Origin of the sequence: Microbacterium esteraromaticum, from assembly GCF_014084045.1 — a bacterium.
GTDB lineage: Bacteria > Actinomycetota > Actinomycetes > Actinomycetales > Microbacteriaceae > Microbacterium > Microbacterium esteraromaticum_D.
The window spans coordinates 2,163,095-2,178,699 of record NZ_CP043732.1 but is presented as its reverse complement, the minus strand read 5'-3'; the positions used below and the strand labels follow the sequence as shown (position 1 = coordinate 2,178,699).

The window sequence follows — 15,605 nt, the reverse complement described above, 5'->3', positions numbered from 1 at the left end:
GGTCGCACGGATGCCGGTCGCGTGCACGGATGTCGGCGCATACGCCCGGATTCGACCGACATCCGTGCATCACGCCGACATCTGTCGGCGCCAGGTACGCGCATCTCCGGGGTGACTGATAGGACGCGTCGCTCAGCCCCGCAGCGCCAGCACGAACGGCAGCACCTCGGTCGCGCCGGCCCTGCGCAGTTCGCGAGCAGCCACGGTCAGCGTCCAGCGGCTGTCGGCCTGGTCATCGACGAGCAGCACCGGACCATCCGGTACCGCGAGATCGGAAGCCGTGAAGCGATCCCAGAGCCCGGCGAGGCGGAACACGCTGTTGCCGCCCGGCTCACCGCTCGGCCCGCCGTTGGCGAAGGCGAGAGCCCCGATGTACGGCAGGCGCCCGACGCCGGCGATGCCGCGGGCGAGCGAGTCGACCAGCTGCGGCCTCGACCGCGAGGGCATCCCGACGACGGCGACCGGTCGCCTCGCCCAGCCCCACCCGGCGAGCACGCGCACGCACGCATCCAGCACCTGCGGTGAGACCTCGGCATCCGGTGCACCTGCGGCGAAGAGCTGCCGCAGCTTCCCTCCCCAGCCCAGATCGGTCAGGCGCGCCAGCGCACGCCCCTCCCCCGCCTGCTCGTCAGCCGCGATCCTTCCCTTCACGGGCACGCCGACGCGATCACCGCCGGTCGGCCACTGCCTGCGCGCCTCGATCGGCACGCCGACCCGGTCGAGGGCGCCGGATGCCGCAGCTCCCGCATCCGAGCCGATCTCGGTCGGGAACCAGGCTCCGGCGCAGTTGTCGCACCGCCCGCACGGGGCAGCCGTCGCATCGTCGAGCGAGCGCTGCAGGAACTCCATGCGGCAGCGATCAGTCTGCTGGTAGTCGAGCATGTGCTGCTGCTCGGCGCGGCGCTCGGCCGCGATGCGGTCGTAGCGTTCGGCGTCGTAGACCCATGGCTGCCCTGTTGCGACCCAGCCGCCCTGCACGCGACGCACAGCCCCGTCGACGTCGAGCACCTTGAGCAGCAGTTCGAGCGGCGTGCGACGGATGTCCACGATCGCCTCGAGCGCGGGCGTCGACAGCGGCTGGTCTCCGAGGGCGGCGATCACGCGCTCGGCCCGATCGCGATCGGGCATCGACGCGGTGGCGAAGTAGTGCCAGATGTCGCGGTCCTCGGGCCCTGGCAGCAGCAGCACGTCGGCACTGTCGGTGGCGCGACCGGCACGACCCACCTGCTGGTAGTAGGCGACCGGTGACGACGGGGCGCCCAGGTGCACGACGAAGCCCAGGTCTGGTTTGTCGAAGCCCATGCCCAGCGCGCTTGTCGCGACGAGCGCTTTCACCTCGTTACGCTTGAGCATCCCCTCCGACTCCTCGCGCTCCTCGGCGTCGGTCTGACCGGTGTACGCGCGCACCTCGTGACCGTGCTCGCGCAGCAGCCGCGCCGTGTCGACGGCGGCCGACACGGTGAGCGCGTAGATGATCCCCGACCCCGGCAGATCGTTCAGATGGCTGAGCAGCCAGGCCAGCCGCTGCGCCGAGCCTGGCAGCTGCAACACGCCGAGCCGGAGGGATGCCCGGGCCAGGGGCCCGCGGATGGTGAGCACCGCCCCTTCGCCTGTGCCGAGCTGCTCGGCGACATCTGCGACGACCCGACTGTTCGCGGTCGCGGTCGTGGCCAGCACGGGGACACCCGTGGGCATCTCGGCGATGAGGTCGCGCAGTCGCCGGTAGTCGGGGCGGAAGTCGTGGCCCCAGTCGCTGATGCAGTGCGCCTCGTCGACCACGAGCATCCCGATCCGCCGCACGAGCGCCGGCAGCTGGTTCTCGCGGAAGGCCGGGTTGTTGAGCCGCTCGGGCGAGACGAGCAGCACATCGACCTCATCGCAATCGAGCTTCGCGATGACGTCCGCCCACTCGTGCGCGTTGGTCGAGTTGATGGCGACGGCCCGCACGCCCGCGCGCTCGGCGGCCGCGATCTGGTCGCGCATCAGCGCGAGCAGCGGCGAGACGAGCACGGTCGGCCCTGCTCCCTGCCGGCGCAGCAGCAGGGTCGCGACGAAGTACACCGCGGACTTGCCCCATCCGGTGCGCTGCACGACGAGTGCCCGGCGACGCTCGGCGACCAGTGCCTCGACTGCCTCGTACTGCCCGTCGTGGAACTCGGCATCCGGTCGCCCCACGAGCTCGCGCAGGGCGACGAGCGCGGCATCGTGGATGTGGATCGTGTCGGAGGTCATGCATCCACTCTGCCTCACTCCTCCGACACCGCCTCGATGGCCACTTGAACCGTCGCCACCTCCCGTGCAAGAATTACCTAACGAACGGTCAGTAAAACGATGGAGTCGATGATGCCCAGCCCCGCAGACTTCTCCCTGGTTCGGGAAGAGCTCTCCGAAGACGAACGCCGCTTCGACGAGCTCGTCGCGAACGAGCAACGCATCGAGCCGCGCGACTGGATGCCCGACGCATACCGCAAGACGCTGATCCGTCAGATCTCTCAGCATGCGCATTCCGAGATCATCGGCATGCAGCCCGAGGGCAACTGGATCACGCGTGCACCGAGCCTCAAGCGCAAAGCGATCCTGATGGCGAAGGTGCAGGACGAGGCCGGCCACGGGCTCTACCTCTACTCCGCCGCGCAGACGCTCGGAATCACCCGCGAGACCATGATGCGCCAGCTCATCGACGGCAAGGCGAAGTACTCGTCCATCTTCAACTACCCGACCCCCACCTGGGCCGACATGGGAGCGATCGGCTGGCTGGTCGACGGCGCCGCGATCTGCAACCAGGTGCCGCTGTGCCGCGCCTCTTACGGTCCGTACGGTCGCGCGATGGTGCGCGTCTGCAAGGAGGAGTCGTTCCATCAGCGGCAGGGCTTCGAGATCCTGCTGACCCTGATGCAGGGCACCGCCGAGCAGCGCGAGATGGCGCAGGACGCGGTGAACCGCTGGTACTGGCCGAGCCTGGCGATGTTCGGCCCTCCGGATGACCAGTCGCCCAACTCGGCCCAGTCGATGAAGTGGAAGATCAAGCGCTTCTCGAACGACGAGCTGCGTCAGCGCTTCGTCGGAATGCTGGTTCCGCAGGCAGAGATCCTCGGCATCACCCTGCCCGACCCCGATCTGAAGTGGAACGACGAGACTCAGCAGTACGACATGGGCGAGATCGACTGGGACGAGTTCTTCGAGGTGCTGCGGGGCAACGGCCCCTGCAACGCCGAGCGGCTCGAGCGCCGTGGTACCGCCCACGAGGAGGGCGCCTGGGTGCGCGAGGCCGCAGCCGAGTACGCCCGCAAGCAGGCGCTGAAGGCGGAGGTGGCATGATGTCGGCCGCGATCGACTCCGCAGCCGAGACGGAATGGCCGCTCTGGGAGGTGTTCGTGCGCGCGAACCGAGGTCTCAGCCATGTGCACGTCGGCTCGCTCGTGGCTCCGGATGCCGAGATGGCCGTCCGCAACGCGCGCGACCTCTATACGCGTCGCGGCGAGGGCGTCTCGATCTGGGTCGTGCCCGCTGAGGCCATCACCACCAGCGACCCGGATGCGAAGGATGCCTTCTTCGAGACCTCAGCGGGCAAGAACTACAGGCACGCCGTCTACTACACGGCGTCCGAGGGGGTGCCGCACCTGTGACCCTTCGTCAAGCTCAGGACGGCGCCGAGGACGTCCACGTCTCCGTCGAGGAGCTGAAGCTGGCATCCGAGCTCTCCGGCGGCGAGAGCCGCGCGACGTCGGCCGATGTCGCCGAGTACGCGCTGTGGCTCGGAGACGACGCCCTGATCCTCTCGCAGCAGCTGGGCGCCTGGATCTCGCGCGCTCCCGAGCTCGAGGAGGATGTCGCACTCGGCAACATCGCCCTCGACCTGCTCGGGCACGCGCGGTCGCTGCTGCGCTACGCCGGCACGTGGGACGAGCGCACCGAGGACGACCTCGCCTACTTCCGCGACGAGCCCGACTTCCGCTGCGCGTGGATCGTGCAGCAGCCCAACGGGGACTTCGCGCAGACCATCGCACGCCAGCTGATCGCCGCGACGTACATGTACGAGCTGTACTCGGCGCTTCGCTCGTCGGGCGATGAGACGTTCGCAGCGATCGCGTCGAAGTCGCTCAAAGAGGTCGACTACCACCGCGATCACGCCGTGCAGTGGGTGCTTCGGCTCGCCGGAGGCACGGAGCTGTCGCGCGAGAAGATGATCCGCGCGCTCGGCGATGTGTGGCCATACGTCGACGAGCTGTTCCGCGATGAGCCGCTGATCGACCGCCTCGAGGGCGTGGCCGCGCGCCCCTCGGCACTGCGGCCCGGCTTCGACGCGGTCATCGGCACGGTGTTCGCCGAAGCCCGGCTCGACGTGCCCGCCGTCGCCCCCTCCCGCGCCGGCGGGCGTCACGGCTCCCACGCGACCCCGCTCGGCCACCTGCTCGCAGAGATGCAGGTGCTCGCCCGCCGGCACCCCGGCGCGACATGGTGACCGCCATGGCCGGATCAGGGCAGGTCCAGCGGCTCACGGCCGCGTACGCGCGGGAGATCGCCGCCCGCGTCACCGACCCCGAGATCCCCGTCCTGACCATCGACGACCTCGGCGTGCTGCGCGACGTCAGGCTCGACGGCGAGCGCGTCACCGTCGACATCACCCCCACATACTCGGGATGCCCGGCGATGGACGCGATCAGGGACGACATCGTGCTCGCGCTCACAGCCGAGGGCTTCCCCGACGTCGAGGTGCGTCTCGTGCTCTCCCCCGCCTGGACGACCGACTGGATGAGCGAGGAGGGCAGGCGCAAGCTCGTCGAGTACGGCATCGCTCCCCCCTCGGGCCGCGCGGCGCACCGCGATGGGCCCATCCGGCTGACGCTCGCGACCAAGTGCCCCCGCTGCGGGTCGCTCGACACCCGTGAGGTCTCCCGCTTCGGCTCGACATCATGCAAGGCGCTGTTCGAGTGCCGCGCCTGCCTCGAGCCCTTCGACCATTTCAAGGTGATCTGATGCCGCTGTTCCGGATGCCCGGCGCCTCCGCCCATGACGACCGCACCGCCTCCGCGCCGCAGGGCGATCGGCACCGCGCCCGGTTCCACTCGCTGACCGTCTCCGACGTCCGCCGGCTCACCGCCGATGCGATCGAGGTGACCTTCCGGGTGCCGGCCGAGCTCGCCGACGACTACGCGTACCTCCCCGGGCAGTACGTCGCGCTCCGCGCGCACCTGGACGGTGACGAGCTGCGCCGCTCGTACTCGCTGTGTCGCCCGCTGGCCCCGGTGCGCGACGGCTTCACGGGCGTCAGCGTCGCCGTGAAGCGCGATCAGGGCGGCCGGTTCTCCACCTGGGCGCTCGACAACCTCGTGCCTGGTGTCGAGATGGAGGTGATGAGCCCGCAGGGCACGTTCACGTCCGGGCTCGACGAGCTCGAGGGCACCCACGTCGTCGGCATCGCCGCGGGCTCGGGCATCACGCCGATGATGTCGCTCGCACGCACTCTGCTCGCCGCGTCGGAGACGACCCGGTTCACGCTGCTGTACACGAACAAGTCGACCAGCGACGTGATGTTCCTCGAAGAACTCGCCGACCTCAAGGACAGATACCCGACGCGGCTGGTGCTGCACCACGTGCTCTCGCGCGAGCAGCGCACCGCACCGGTGCTGTCCGGCCGCATCGACGAGCAGCGGCTGCGCACCATCCTCGACACGCTCATCCTGCCCTCGACCGTCGACGAGTGGTTCCTGTGCGGACCCTTCGCACTGGTCGACCTCTGCCGCGAGGTGCTCGCGGATCTGGGGGTGCCGCGCGAGCATGTGCGCTTCGAGCTGTTCACCACCGGGGAGGCGCCGACCGAGCGCGGCCCTCGGCGGGTGGAGGTGCACGCGGGCGAGAAGGCGTATCGCATCGAGATCAACCTCGACGGCGTCTCATCGACCGTCGAGAGTCCGGTGGACGCACACGAGTCGGTGCTGAACGCGGCACTCCGCGTGCGACCTGACGCGCCGTTCGCGTGCTCGGGCGGCGTCTGCGGCACGTGCCGCGCACGCGTGCTCGAGGGCAGCGTGACGATGACCGAGAACTACGCGCTCGAGCCGGACGAGATCGAACGCGGCTACGTGCTCACCTGCCAGTCCCACCCCACCAGCGACCGCCTCGTCGTCGACTACGACGTCTGACCCAGGAGCCGCAATGATCGACATCCAGATCGCCGACGATGTCGCGCGCATCACCCTGAACGCTCCCGAGCGTCTCAACGCCCTCGACGAGCAGGCCCTGCACGGGCTGCACTCGGCCTACGACGAGGCCGAGCGCGCGGGTGTGCGCGCCCTGCTGCTGCGAGGCGAGGGACGTGCGTTCTGCGCCGGCCGCGACATCTCGGGCGTCGACCCGCGCGACGACGACGTGATCGGCTACCTCGGCGGCATCGTCACCCCGCTTCTGAGGCGCATGGCCGAGTTCCCCGCGCCGACGTTCGCGGTCGCGCACGGAGCCTGTCTGGGAGTCGGCCTCGGCCTGCTCATCGCGACCGACGTCGTGTACGTCGCCGAATCCGCGAAGATCGGCTCGCCGTTCGCGGCGCTCGGCGCGACCCTCGACTCGGGTGGGCATGCCCTGTTCGCCGAGCGGCTCGGAGCGCACAAGACCCTCGACCTCATCTACACGGGCAGGCTGATGTCGGGCGCCGAGGCGGTGGCCTCTGGACTGTTCTCCCGCGTCTTCGGCGACGACGAGGTGCTCGCGGCGACGGAGGATGCCGCTCGCGCCGCGGCAGGCGGCGCCACCGCCGCCTTCCTCGCGAGCAAGCGGCTCATCGCGCGCATCCGCGATGAGCGGCTCGCGCTGTGGGAGTCCATCGACATCGAGAACGCCGCGCAGGCGGCCCTCTGCGACACCGATGACTATCGCGAGGGCTTCGCCGCGTTCCAGCAGAAGCGCCGTCCGCAGTTCCGCGGGCGCTGACCGCCCCCAGCATCCCCCACCAGCGTTTCCCATCCGACACACCCACAGAAGACGAGAAACGCCGGCTGCCAGCATCCGCCACCAGCGTTTCCCATCCGACTGCCCCGCAGAAGACGAGAAACGCCGGCTGCCAGCATCCGCCACCAGCGTTTCCCATCCGAGCGGCGACGAGGTGCGCAACCCCCTCGGGTGATGTCGGCGGCGGGTGAGAGGATGCCGGCATGATGCTCTCCGAGCTGGTCGCGACCACCGACGACGTCGCAGCGACATCCTCCCGGCTGGCGAAGATCGATGCTCTTGCGCGGCTGCTGGCTGCCGCGTCGACCGACGAGATCCGACCGCTGGTCGGCATGCTGATCGCCGCTCCGCGTCAGGGCAGGCTCGGCGTCGGGTGGCGGACGCTGACCTCGGTCGAGGTCGCACATGCGGATGCCCCGTCCCTCACGATCACTGACGTCGATCACACGCTGGATGCCCTGGCCCTGGCATCCGGAAGCGGCTCTGCCGCCGCGCGGCAGAGCCTCCTGCAAGGACTCGCCACTCGGTCGACCGCTGCGGAGTGGGACCTGCTGGCGCGCGCGATGATGGGCGAGCTTCGCACCGGAGCGCTCGGCGGCGTCCTCCTCGACGCGATCGCGCGGGCCGCTGATCGGCCGGTGGCCTCCGTGCGACGGGCCGCGATGCTCTCCGGAGATCTCGGCGAGACGGCGGTCATCGCGCTGACCGGCGCCGAGGACGACCTCGACGCGGTCGGCCTGGCCGTCGGGAGGCCTGTGATGCCGATGCTCGCCTCCACCGCCGCCACCCCGACCGCAGCGCTCGAGGTCACGGGCCGCGCGTCTGTGGAGTACAAGCTCGACGGCGCCCGCATCCAGGTGCACCGTCGCGGCGACGACGTCGGCGTCTACACCCGCAGCCTCGCCGACGTGACGCACCGCGTACCCGAGCTCGTCGACATCGTGCGATCGCTGCCCGCACACGACCTGATCCTCGACGGCGAGACGCTGTCGCTCGACGAGGATGGCGCTCCGCGCCCCTTCCAGGAGACCATGTCCCGCTTCGGCGCCGACGTCGCGAGGCAGGTCGCCCTCAGGCCGTGGTTCTTCGACATCCTGCACGTCGACGGCCGTGATCTCATCGACGAGCCGCTCAGCGTGCGACTCGCCGAGCTCGAGCGGGTCGCCGGCGAATGGCGGATGCCCGGGACGGTCACCGACGATGCCGACGAGGCCGAGCGCCTGTCGCGCGAGTCCCTGGCCGCGGGTCACGAGGGCGTGCTGGTGAAGGCGCTGGAGTCGACCTACACCGCCGGTCGCCGGGGGAAATCGTGGGTGAAGGTCAAGCCCGTGCTCACGTACGATCTCGTGGTGCTCGGCGCCGAGTGGGGATCCGGCCGGCGCACGGGCATGCTCTCGAACCTGCACCTCGGCGCGCGCGATCCGGACGGGGACTTCGGCGAGCCCGGCGGGTTCGTCATGGTCGGCAAGACCTTCAAGGGCCTCACCGACGAGCTGCTGCGCTGGCAGACCTCGACGTTCCCCGCGCTGGAGAGCAGGCGCACGGCGAGCACGGTGTTCCTGCGTCCCGAGATCGTTGTCGAGATCGCGATAGACGGCGTGCAGCGCTCGCCACGGTACCCGGGCGGCATCGCACTGCGCTTCGCCCGAGTGAAGGGCTACCGTTCCGACAAGTCCGCGGATCAGGCCGACACGATCAAGACGCTCCGTGCCCTGATGCGCGGCTGAGCAGGCCCCGATCCTCCTCGGCTACCCTGCGCTCGAGCATCCGTCACGCGCTGGGCGGCAGGCCCTGATCCTCCTCGACGACCGTGCCCTTGAACGACCACGGGAAGTTGATCCAGCGATCGGTGTCCTTCCAGGCGTAGTCGGGCTGGATGATGGTCGACGGCTTGGTGTAGATGGTGACCGAGCGCACATCCGCGCCCTTCTCCTTCAGCAGCTGCACGGCGAGAGCGAGCGTTCGCCCGGAATCGGCGACATCGTCGACGAGCAGTACTCGGCGGCCGTCGAGATAGTCCATGTCGAGCTCGGGCGGCAGCACCTCGGGAGCCTCCAGCACCGTGCCGATGCCGGTGTAGAACTCCATGTTGATGGCGCCGCAGTTCTTCACGCCGAGACCGTAGGCGATGGCGCCGGCGGGCAGCAGACCGCCTCGGGCGATCGCGACGACGACCTCGGGCACGAAGCCGCTGCCGATGATGTCGCGTGCGAGATCACGTGTCGCGTCGCCGAACCCGTCCCAGGTGAGCGTCTCGCGCTCGATCGCTGTTTCCGTCATTGCTCTATTCTCGTGCATCCGATCCCCCGGCGTGCACCGGGTCTAGGGGGATCCGTTCGTGCCGGCGTCGGCCATTGCCGAGGCGTACGCGGCATCGCTGCCGCCGCTGTTCCTCGCCCTCGTGCCTCTCGCGATCGCCGCTCTCGTAATGATCCTCGCGCTCGAGCGCCGACCCCTCGTCGAGTCCCACTCCTGAGCGAATCGCCCCATCTGCGCCCCGGATGAGGTACAAACGAAGAGGCATGTTCGCGACCCGGCGTCCACGCCCCATCGCCCATCTGTTGTTCCGAGGTCCCTGCATGTGCCGGCTGTTCGCCTTCGTATCCCCGCTTCCCACCACGAGCAGAAGCGAGCTCGGGGTCGACGGCGCCGAGAGCCTGCTCTCGCTCGCGCGATTGCACGGCGACGGGTGGGGACGGGCGAGTGTGCGCACCCCCGGAGAGACGCCTCACGTGCTCCGATCGCCGCTGTCGGCGGCGAACGATCCCGACTTCGACGCCGCGCTCTCGACTCCCTCGCGCGCCGCGATCGTGCACCTGCGCTGGGCGACGGCAGGGCTTCCGGTCAACGAGTGCAACGCGCACCCCTTCGAGGCGGACGGCATGGCCTTCTGCCACAACGGAACCATCAAGCCGCTCGACAGACTGCACTCCCTGCTCACCGCCGAGAGCGCCACCACCCTTGCAGGCACCACTGACAGCGAGATGTTCTTCGCCCTCATCCGCGAGCAGGTCGCCGCCGGCGTCGGTCTGCACGAGGCGACCGCGCGCGTCGCCGGCACGCTGAGAGACCTGTTCCCGCTCGCCAGCCTCAACGCACTGCTGCTCGACGGCGAGCAGCTCATCGTCGTGCATGCCAGCGCGACGAGCATCCTCACCGAGCACGATCTGTCGCGGCTCGCCCCGCTGGCCGACGTGCTGCCGGACGAGCACAACGAGGACTACTTCGCACTGCGCTGGCGCGAGGGAGCAGACGGCACGATCACCGTCGGATCGACCGGCGTCGCCGGTGAGGGCTGGACGCCCCTGCCGGCCGAGTCCGTCACGTCCATCCGGCTCGCCGACCGATCGGCATCCACTCTCGAGCTCGCCGCGGCGCACGCCCACCACGGCTAGAATCGAAGGGTCCGGCCGCCCGCGGCCGATGCTCGAAAAAGGGGCACGAAGCACTCCGCGACGAGGCGCGAGACGCGAGACATATACGGATCCCTCCGTTTCCTGTCTTGAAAGGCGCTTCATCATGCCCACCGTGTCCGCACACGTCGCCCTCACCCTCGCCGAGCACATCGATCACGTCTTCGGCGTGATGGGCAACGGCAACGCCTACTTCCTCGACGCGATCGAGAAGCAGACCGACGCCGTGTTTACCGCCGTCCGGCACGAGCAGGGCGCCGTCGTCGCCGCCGATGCGCATTTCCGCGCCTCGGGCCGGATCGCCGCAGCGACCTCGACCTACGGCGCGGGGTTCACCAACACCTTGACCGCTCTGGCCGAGGCCGTGCAGGCGCACGTGCCGCTCGTGCTCGTCGTGGGAGACGAGCCGACCTCAGGCCCACGTCCGTGGGACGTCGACCAGATCGCGATGGCGTCAGCCGTCGGCGCGCGCACCTATACGACCGGTCACGCGGACGCCGCCGCGACGACCGTGATCGCGATCGAGCACGCCCTCACCTACCGGGTGCCCGTCGTGCTGGCCATCCCCTACGACGTCGCCTCGCTCGAGGCCGGCCCCGTGGCCGAGACTCCGGCGCCGCGCCTCCCGGCGCCCCTGGCACCGCGCGGCGAGTTCGCCGACGGGATGCTCGATGAGATCGCCCGGGCCCTGGGCTCGGCTGCGCGGCCGTTCCTGCTCGCCGGCCGCGGCGCCTGGCTAGCCGGCGCGGGCGAGGCCCTCGGCGCTCTGGCCGAGCGGACGGGCGCCCTCACCGCATCGACCGCGCTGGGCCGCGGCGTGTTCCCCGACACCCGCTACGACCTGGGCGTCGCCGGCGGCTTCGGCGCGGACGGCGCGATGCAGCTCGTCCGCGAGGCCGACGTCGCCGTCGTCTTCGGCGCCTCCCTCAACCAGTTCACGATGCGCTTCGGCGAACTGTTCGCACCGGGCACACGGGTCTTCCAGGTCGATGTCGCTCCAGCGGCCACGCACGCGCACGTCGGCGGCTTCGTGCGCGCTGACGCCCGCATCGCGGCCGAGGCGCTCGTCGAGCGGCTCGCGGCGCAGGCATCCGGCGGCGCACGGCCCGCACGGGAAAGCGCACCTGCCGATCACGGATCGGCCGATCCGGACCGCGCCGAGCGCACCTCATCGCACGCAGCGCACGCACCGTGGCGCGAGTCGGTCGATGTCGGGGCCGCGCGGGCCTACGCGGAGGGCGATGAGCTCGCAGCCGACGGCCGTCTCGACCCTCGCTCCGCCGCTCGCCGCATCGCCGAGCTGCTGCCCGAGGATCGCGTCGTGGTCTCGGACGGCGGGCACTTCATCGGGTGGGCGAACATGTACTGGCCGGTCGCCGCGCCCGACCGCATGATGATGGTCGGCACGGCCTTCCAGTCGATCGGGCAGGGCTGGCCCAGCGTCGTCGGCGCCACGCGCGCGCGGCCCGAGCAGACGATCGTGCTGACCTCGGGCGACGGCGGCGGCCTGATGGCGATCGCCGATCTCGAGTCCGCCGTGCGCGCCGCCGCCGGCCGGGGTGTCGCGGTGGTGTGGAACGACGCGGCCTACGGCGCCGAGATCAACCTCTACGGCCTGAAGGGCCTCGCCGAGGGGCCGATGCTCATCCCCGAGGTCGACTTCGCGGCCTTCGCCGGCGCCGTAGGGGCCGAGGGAGTCGTGGTGCGCACCCTGCAGGATCTCGAGCGGCTGCGCTCCTGGGCATCCGAGGACCCGGCCGAGCGCCGCTTCCTCGTGCTCGATCTGCGCATCTCGGGCCGGGTCATCGCTCCGTACCAGGAGGAGATCATCCGCGTGAACTCCTGACCGGGATGCCGGACGGGATCCGTCTCAGATCCAGCCCTTGTCCTGAGCGACGCGCACAGCCTGCTGGCGGTTGGCCGCACCGGTCTTCCCCATCGCCGAGGAGAGATGGTTGCGCACGGTGCCGGGCGACAGGAAGACCTCGGATGCGATGGCAGCGGCCGATCGACCGTCACCGGCGAGCCGAAGGATCTGACGCTCTCGCTCACTGAGCGGGTTCGCTCCGTCGAACAGGCTCTGCTCGGCGAGTGCGGGATCCAGCACGCGCAGGCCCGCGTGCACTCGGCGCACCGCCTCGGCCAGATCCTCGGCGTGCGCGTCCTTCGCGATGAAGCCGCTGGCACCGGCGTCGAGCGCCGAACGCAGGTAGCCGGGGCGAGCGAATGTCGTCACGATCAGGACCCGCGTGCCGGCAGACGCCGCACGCACCTGCCTGGTCGCGGCGATGCCGTCGAGTCCGGGCATCTGGATGTCCATCAGGCAGACATCGGGAACCGCGCTCGTCACGACCGCCAGCGCCTCGGCGCCATCGGCTGCGACGCCGACCACCTCGATGTCGGCTTCGAGCGCGAGCAGCGCGGCGAGTGCTCCGCGAACCAGCGCCTGATCGTCGGCGATCACGATCCGGATGCTCACCAGGCCACCTCCACGCGGGTGCCGCGCTCTGCTGCCGGCGCGATCGTGAAGCGCGCCCCCGCCGCCGCCGCTCGTTCGCGCATGCCGCGCACGCCGTTGCCCTCGCCCTCCCCCGGCCCGAGCCCGTCGTCGTGCACCGACAGGCTGCCCGGTCCGATCAGCACCGTGACCGTGGACGCCTCGGAGTGCCGCAGTATGTTGGTGGTCGCCTCGCGGAGAATCCAGCTCGCCGTCAGCCCCTGGGCGGGCGAGAGCGCCGTCGCGTCCCCCTCGACGAGTGTCCGGATGCCCGCCGAGCGCAGCACCTCGCCGCTGGCGGCGAGCTGCTCGTCGAAGGATGAGGCGCGCGTTCCTGCCACGGTGCTGCGCACCCCCGCGATCGCCTCGGCAGCGAGCGACTCGATCTCTGCGAGCTCGCGTCTCGCCTGCTCGGGGTCGGTGTCGATGAGCCGACGGGCGAGCTGCGCCTTCAGGCTCACCACCGTCAGCGAATGACCGATCAGGTCGTGCACGTCTCGGGCCACATGCTCACGACCCTCGCTCATGGCGAGCTCGAGGCCGAGCTGCTCGGCCTCGCCCGAGCGCACGATCAACCAGGTCGACACGGTGTTCACGATGCCGACCAGGACCACGATGGCGAGGATCGTGACGTAGCCCGGTCCGTTCTCGGCGAGCACGGCGTACAGGCCGACGATGATCACCGCGCCCGCGAACGTCGCCCAGTGCGCGATGCGGGTGAGCGCGTACGACGCGAACGACATGATGAACGGCAGAAAGCTCAGCGCCTGGCCGCCTTCGGCCGGCACCGACACCACGGCGCAGACGACGAGTGCGGCGAAGATCGTCCACTGCCCGCGCACCGGTGGCCGCCCGAGCCCGCCCTCGCCGCGCAGACCGCGGACGAAGCCCACGACATACAGCACGGCGAACAGAGCCAGCGCTCCCCACCCGGCGACGATCCAGCCGACCGGTGCGCTCGATTCGAGCAGGGCCAGCAGCGGATAGATGAGGAAGCACATCCACACGACCGCCATGAGCCAGCCGTATCTGTCCCAGTGGCTCGCCTGCACCCTGCGGGGCGACGCAGCGGCGGTGGTCGAGGTCATCTTCCCAACCTACTGATCCTCTCAGCGGCGACTGCGAGCACGACGGACTCCGGCGACGACGAGCACCGTGAACAGCGCCAGCCAGACGGCCACGCTCAGCAGCGGCATCCACAGCGGATCGGCCTGGCCCGTCGTGAGCACGCCATCGGTGATCGGCCAGCGGCTGAGTGCGACGAACCCGTACAGCGGGGTGAACCGGGCGATGTCGAGCATCACGCCGTCGAGCGGCATGAACACGTTTCCGAAGAAGGCGAAGAACGTCATCGAGATGGAGGCGAGCGCGGCGGCGGAGTCGGGGTTGAAGAAGAGCCCGACTCCCAGTCCGTAGAGCCCGTACATGAGTCCCCCGACCAGGATGATCGCGGCCACGGCGACCCACCGCCACGCGTCGTCGGCCGCGGCGCCGGTGGCGATGCCGGCCGCGAACACGGCGGCCAGTGCCAGCGCGGCGAACGTGACGGCCGTGAGCAGCTTGGTCACGGCGTAGCCCGCGGTGCCGAGCGGGGTCATGGCGAGCTGACGTCCCCAGCCCTGCTTCGCCTCGGATGCTGCCAGTGAGGTCAGCGAGCTCATGGCGACGGCGGTTCCGTATGCGGCCATAGACGCCATGACGTAGAACGATGCGTTCCCGTGCCCTACCGACAGGTCGGCGTAGCCGGGGCCTGCGCCGAACAGCAGGTACATCACGACCGGCATCGCCAGGGTGAAGGCGAGCGTGTACGGGTTGCGCAGCTGACGCAGCGCCTCGATCTGCAGCATCGTCATCGAGATGCGTGGACTGCACACAGGAGTGCGGCGCATGGCGGGGGCGGTCGACGTGGTCACGATCGGTTCTCCGTGAGAGCGGTGAATGCGGTTTCGAGGGTGGGCGCGAGGATCTCCAGGTCATAGGCACCTGCCTCGAGAAGCGACGCGGCGACGGCATCGGAGTCCCGGGCGCGCAGGGTGAGTCTTCGCGCATCGACGCGCAGCTCGCTGACGTCGGCGCGTTCGCGCAGCGCGGCCGCGATGCGGTCGCCCGTCTGCTCCGGAAGGGTCGCCGCGACGATCCGTGCGCCGAGCCCTGCTCGCAGCTGCGCCGTCGGCGCATCGGCGACGATCCTGCCGTGGTTCATGACGACTGTGCGTCGCGCGAACTGCTCGGCCTCTTCGAGATAGTGAGTCGCGAAGAGAATGGTGCGTCCGGCATCGGCATCCGCTCTCATCACCTCCCAGAAGTGCCTGCGGGCGGTCACGTCCATCCCGGCGGTGGGTTCGTCGAGCACGAGGATATCGGGGTCGGCGGTCAGCGCGAGCGCGAACTTCACGCGCTGCTGCTCGCCTCCCGAGCACTTCGACACCTTGCGGCGGGCGAGCCCGGTCAGCTCGGTGCGCTGCAGCACCTCCGGCACCCGGCGCAGCGCCTCGCTTCCGTGGAGGGAGGCGATCAGGCGCACCGTCTCGTCGACCGTGAGGTCGCCGAGCAGTCCTCCCGTCTGCAGCACGGCTGCGATGAGCCCGTCGGCGGTCGCTCGCGCGGGCGGCCGGCCGAGCACCCGCACAGCGCCCTCATCAGGCTCGGTCAGACCCATCAGCATGTCGAGCGTGGTGGTCTTGCCCGCGCCGTTGGGCCCGAGGAGCGCCACGATCTCGCCACGGCGCACGGTGAGATCCACGCCGTCG

General features: G+C 70.2%; 16 protein-coding genes. 10 read left to right on the top strand and 6 right to left on the bottom strand.

Going from position 1 to position 15,605, the window contains the following annotated elements; translation table 11 throughout:
* Positions 1-132: 132 nt before the first annotated feature.
* Positions 133-2,232, bottom strand: a complete 2,100-nt coding sequence (locus FVO59_RS10235) for a RecQ family ATP-dependent DNA helicase (protein ID WP_182252543.1) — start codon at positions 2,230-2,232, stop codon at positions 133-135.
* Positions 2,233-2,340: 108 nt separating this feature from the next.
* Here FVO59_RS10235 and paaA point away from each other — a divergent pair, with 108 nt between their 5' ends.
* The 7 genes from paaA (at position 2,341) to FVO59_RS10200 (ending at position 8,672) form a co-directional block, all read left to right on the top strand.
* Positions 2,341-3,318, top strand: coding sequence for a 1,2-phenylacetyl-CoA epoxidase subunit PaaA (paaA, locus tag FVO59_RS10230; RefSeq protein ID WP_182252542.1), 978 nt, complete (start codon positions 2,341-2,343; stop codon positions 3,316-3,318).
* Positions 3,315-3,626, top strand: coding sequence for a 1,2-phenylacetyl-CoA epoxidase subunit PaaB (paaB, locus tag FVO59_RS10225; RefSeq protein ID WP_430736290.1), 312 nt, complete (start codon positions 3,315-3,317; stop codon positions 3,624-3,626). Before paaA ends, paaB begins: the two co-directional genes overlap by 4 nt.
* Positions 3,623-4,462, top strand: coding sequence for a 1,2-phenylacetyl-CoA epoxidase subunit PaaC (gene paaC, locus FVO59_RS10220; protein WP_182252541.1), 840 nt, complete (start codon positions 3,623-3,625; stop codon positions 4,460-4,462). The genes paaB and paaC overlap by 4 nt, the downstream gene beginning before the upstream one ends.
* Positions 4,463-4,467: 5 nt before the next feature.
* Positions 4,468-4,977 carry a 1,2-phenylacetyl-CoA epoxidase subunit PaaD gene (paaD, locus tag FVO59_RS10215; RefSeq protein WP_182252540.1) on the top strand — a complete coding sequence of 170 codons (510 nt, stop codon included), beginning with the start codon at positions 4,468-4,470 and terminating at the stop codon, positions 4,975-4,977.
* A complete protein-coding gene (gene paaE, locus FVO59_RS10210) occupies positions 4,977-6,143 on the top strand; it encodes a 1,2-phenylacetyl-CoA epoxidase subunit PaaE (RefSeq protein ID WP_430736289.1) in 1,167 nt (388 codons plus the stop codon). The genes paaD and paaE overlap by 1 nt, the downstream gene beginning before the upstream one ends.
* A 13-nt stretch (positions 6,144-6,156) precedes the next feature.
* Positions 6,157-6,927, top strand: a complete 771-nt coding sequence (locus FVO59_RS10205) for an enoyl-CoA hydratase/isomerase family protein (protein ID WP_182252539.1) — start codon at positions 6,157-6,159, stop codon at positions 6,925-6,927.
* A 221-nt stretch (positions 6,928-7,148) separates the two neighbouring features.
* A complete protein-coding gene (locus FVO59_RS10200) occupies positions 7,149-8,672 on the top strand; it encodes an ATP-dependent DNA ligase (protein WP_182252538.1) in 1,524 nt (507 codons plus the stop codon).
* Between the two features lie 43 nt (positions 8,673-8,715).
* On the opposite strand, the gene FVO59_RS10195 is transcribed toward FVO59_RS10200, so the two are convergent.
* Positions 8,716-9,225 carry a phosphoribosyltransferase gene (locus FVO59_RS10195; RefSeq protein ID WP_182252537.1) on the bottom strand — a complete coding sequence of 170 codons (510 nt, stop codon included), beginning with the start codon at positions 9,223-9,225 and terminating at the stop codon, positions 8,716-8,718.
* Between the two features lie 58 nt (positions 9,226-9,283).
* Between FVO59_RS10195 and FVO59_RS10190 the strand changes: the two genes are divergently transcribed.
* The 3 genes from FVO59_RS10190 (at position 9,284) to FVO59_RS10180 (ending at position 12,204) form a co-directional block, all read left to right on the top strand.
* Entirely contained in the window at positions 9,284-9,421 is a 138-nt protein-coding gene (locus FVO59_RS10190; protein ID WP_182252536.1) for a hypothetical protein, read from the top strand.
* 103 nt (positions 9,422-9,524) lie between these two features.
* Complete coding sequence (locus FVO59_RS10185) at positions 9,525-10,340, top strand: class II glutamine amidotransferase (protein ID WP_182252535.1); 816 nt, start codon at positions 9,525-9,527, stop codon at positions 10,338-10,340.
* 124 nt (positions 10,341-10,464) lie between these two features.
* Positions 10,465-12,204, top strand: coding sequence for a thiamine pyrophosphate-binding protein (locus tag FVO59_RS10180; RefSeq protein ID WP_182252534.1), 1,740 nt, complete (start codon positions 10,465-10,467; stop codon positions 12,202-12,204).
* Between the two features lie 24 nt (positions 12,205-12,228).
* Here FVO59_RS10180 and FVO59_RS10175 read toward each other — a convergent pair whose 3' ends face one another.
* The 4 genes from FVO59_RS10175 to FVO59_RS10160 are packed head-to-tail and all read right to left on the bottom strand — an operon-like array spanning position 12,229 to position 15,598.
* A complete protein-coding gene (locus FVO59_RS10175; protein WP_182256697.1) occupies positions 12,229-12,840 on the bottom strand; it encodes a response regulator transcription factor in 612 nt (203 codons plus the stop codon).
* Positions 12,834-13,943: a sensor histidine kinase gene (locus FVO59_RS10170; protein WP_182252533.1), complete on the bottom strand. Its 1,110-nt coding sequence runs from the start codon at positions 13,941-13,943 to the stop codon at positions 12,834-12,836. The genes FVO59_RS10175 and FVO59_RS10170 overlap by 7 nt, the downstream gene beginning before the upstream one ends.
* A gap of 21 nt (positions 13,944-13,964) precedes the next feature.
* Positions 13,965-14,768 (bottom strand): ABC transporter permease, encoded by an 804-nt coding sequence (locus FVO59_RS10165; protein ID WP_259363156.1) that lies wholly within the window; start codon positions 14,766-14,768, stop codon positions 13,965-13,967.
* Positions 14,765-15,598 carry an ABC transporter ATP-binding protein gene (locus tag FVO59_RS10160; protein ID WP_182252532.1) on the bottom strand — a complete coding sequence of 278 codons (834 nt, stop codon included), beginning with the start codon at positions 15,596-15,598 and terminating at the stop codon, positions 14,765-14,767. Before FVO59_RS10160 ends, FVO59_RS10165 begins: the two co-directional genes overlap by 4 nt.
* Between the last annotated feature and the right edge of the window lie 7 nt (positions 15,599-15,605).

Excerpts from the sequence above, each read along its gene's own strand:
- FVO59_RS10235 (WP_182252543.1), bottom strand. The coding sequence starts at position 2,232 with ATGACCTCCGACACGATCCACATCCACGATGCCGCGCTCGTCGCCCTG.
- paaA (WP_182252542.1), top strand. The coding sequence starts at position 2,341 with ATGATGCCCAGCCCCGCAGACTTCTCCCTGGTTCGGGAAGAGCTCTCC.
- paaB (WP_430736290.1), top strand. The coding sequence starts at position 3,315 with ATGATGTCGGCCGCGATCGACTCCGCAGCCGAGACGGAATGGCCGCTC.
- paaD (WP_182252540.1), top strand. The coding sequence starts at position 4,468 with ATGGCCGGATCAGGGCAGGTCCAGCGGCTCACGGCCGCGTACGCGCGG.
- paaE (WP_430736289.1), top strand. The coding sequence starts at position 4,977 with ATGCCGCTGTTCCGGATGCCCGGCGCCTCCGCCCATGACGACCGCACC.
- FVO59_RS10205 (WP_182252539.1), top strand. The coding sequence starts at position 6,157 with ATGATCGACATCCAGATCGCCGACGATGTCGCGCGCATCACCCTGAAC.
- FVO59_RS10200 (WP_182252538.1), top strand. The coding sequence starts at position 7,149 with ATGATGCTCTCCGAGCTGGTCGCGACCACCGACGACGTCGCAGCGACA.
- FVO59_RS10195 (WP_182252537.1), bottom strand. The coding sequence starts at position 9,225 with ATGACGGAAACAGCGATCGAGCGCGAGACGCTCACCTGGGACGGGTTC.
- FVO59_RS10185 (WP_182252535.1), top strand. The coding sequence starts at position 9,525 with ATGTGCCGGCTGTTCGCCTTCGTATCCCCGCTTCCCACCACGAGCAGA.
- FVO59_RS10180 (WP_182252534.1), top strand. The coding sequence starts at position 10,465 with ATGCCCACCGTGTCCGCACACGTCGCCCTCACCCTCGCCGAGCACATC.
- FVO59_RS10170 (WP_182252533.1), bottom strand. The coding sequence starts at position 13,943 with ATGACCTCGACCACCGCCGCTGCGTCGCCCCGCAGGGTGCAGGCGAGC.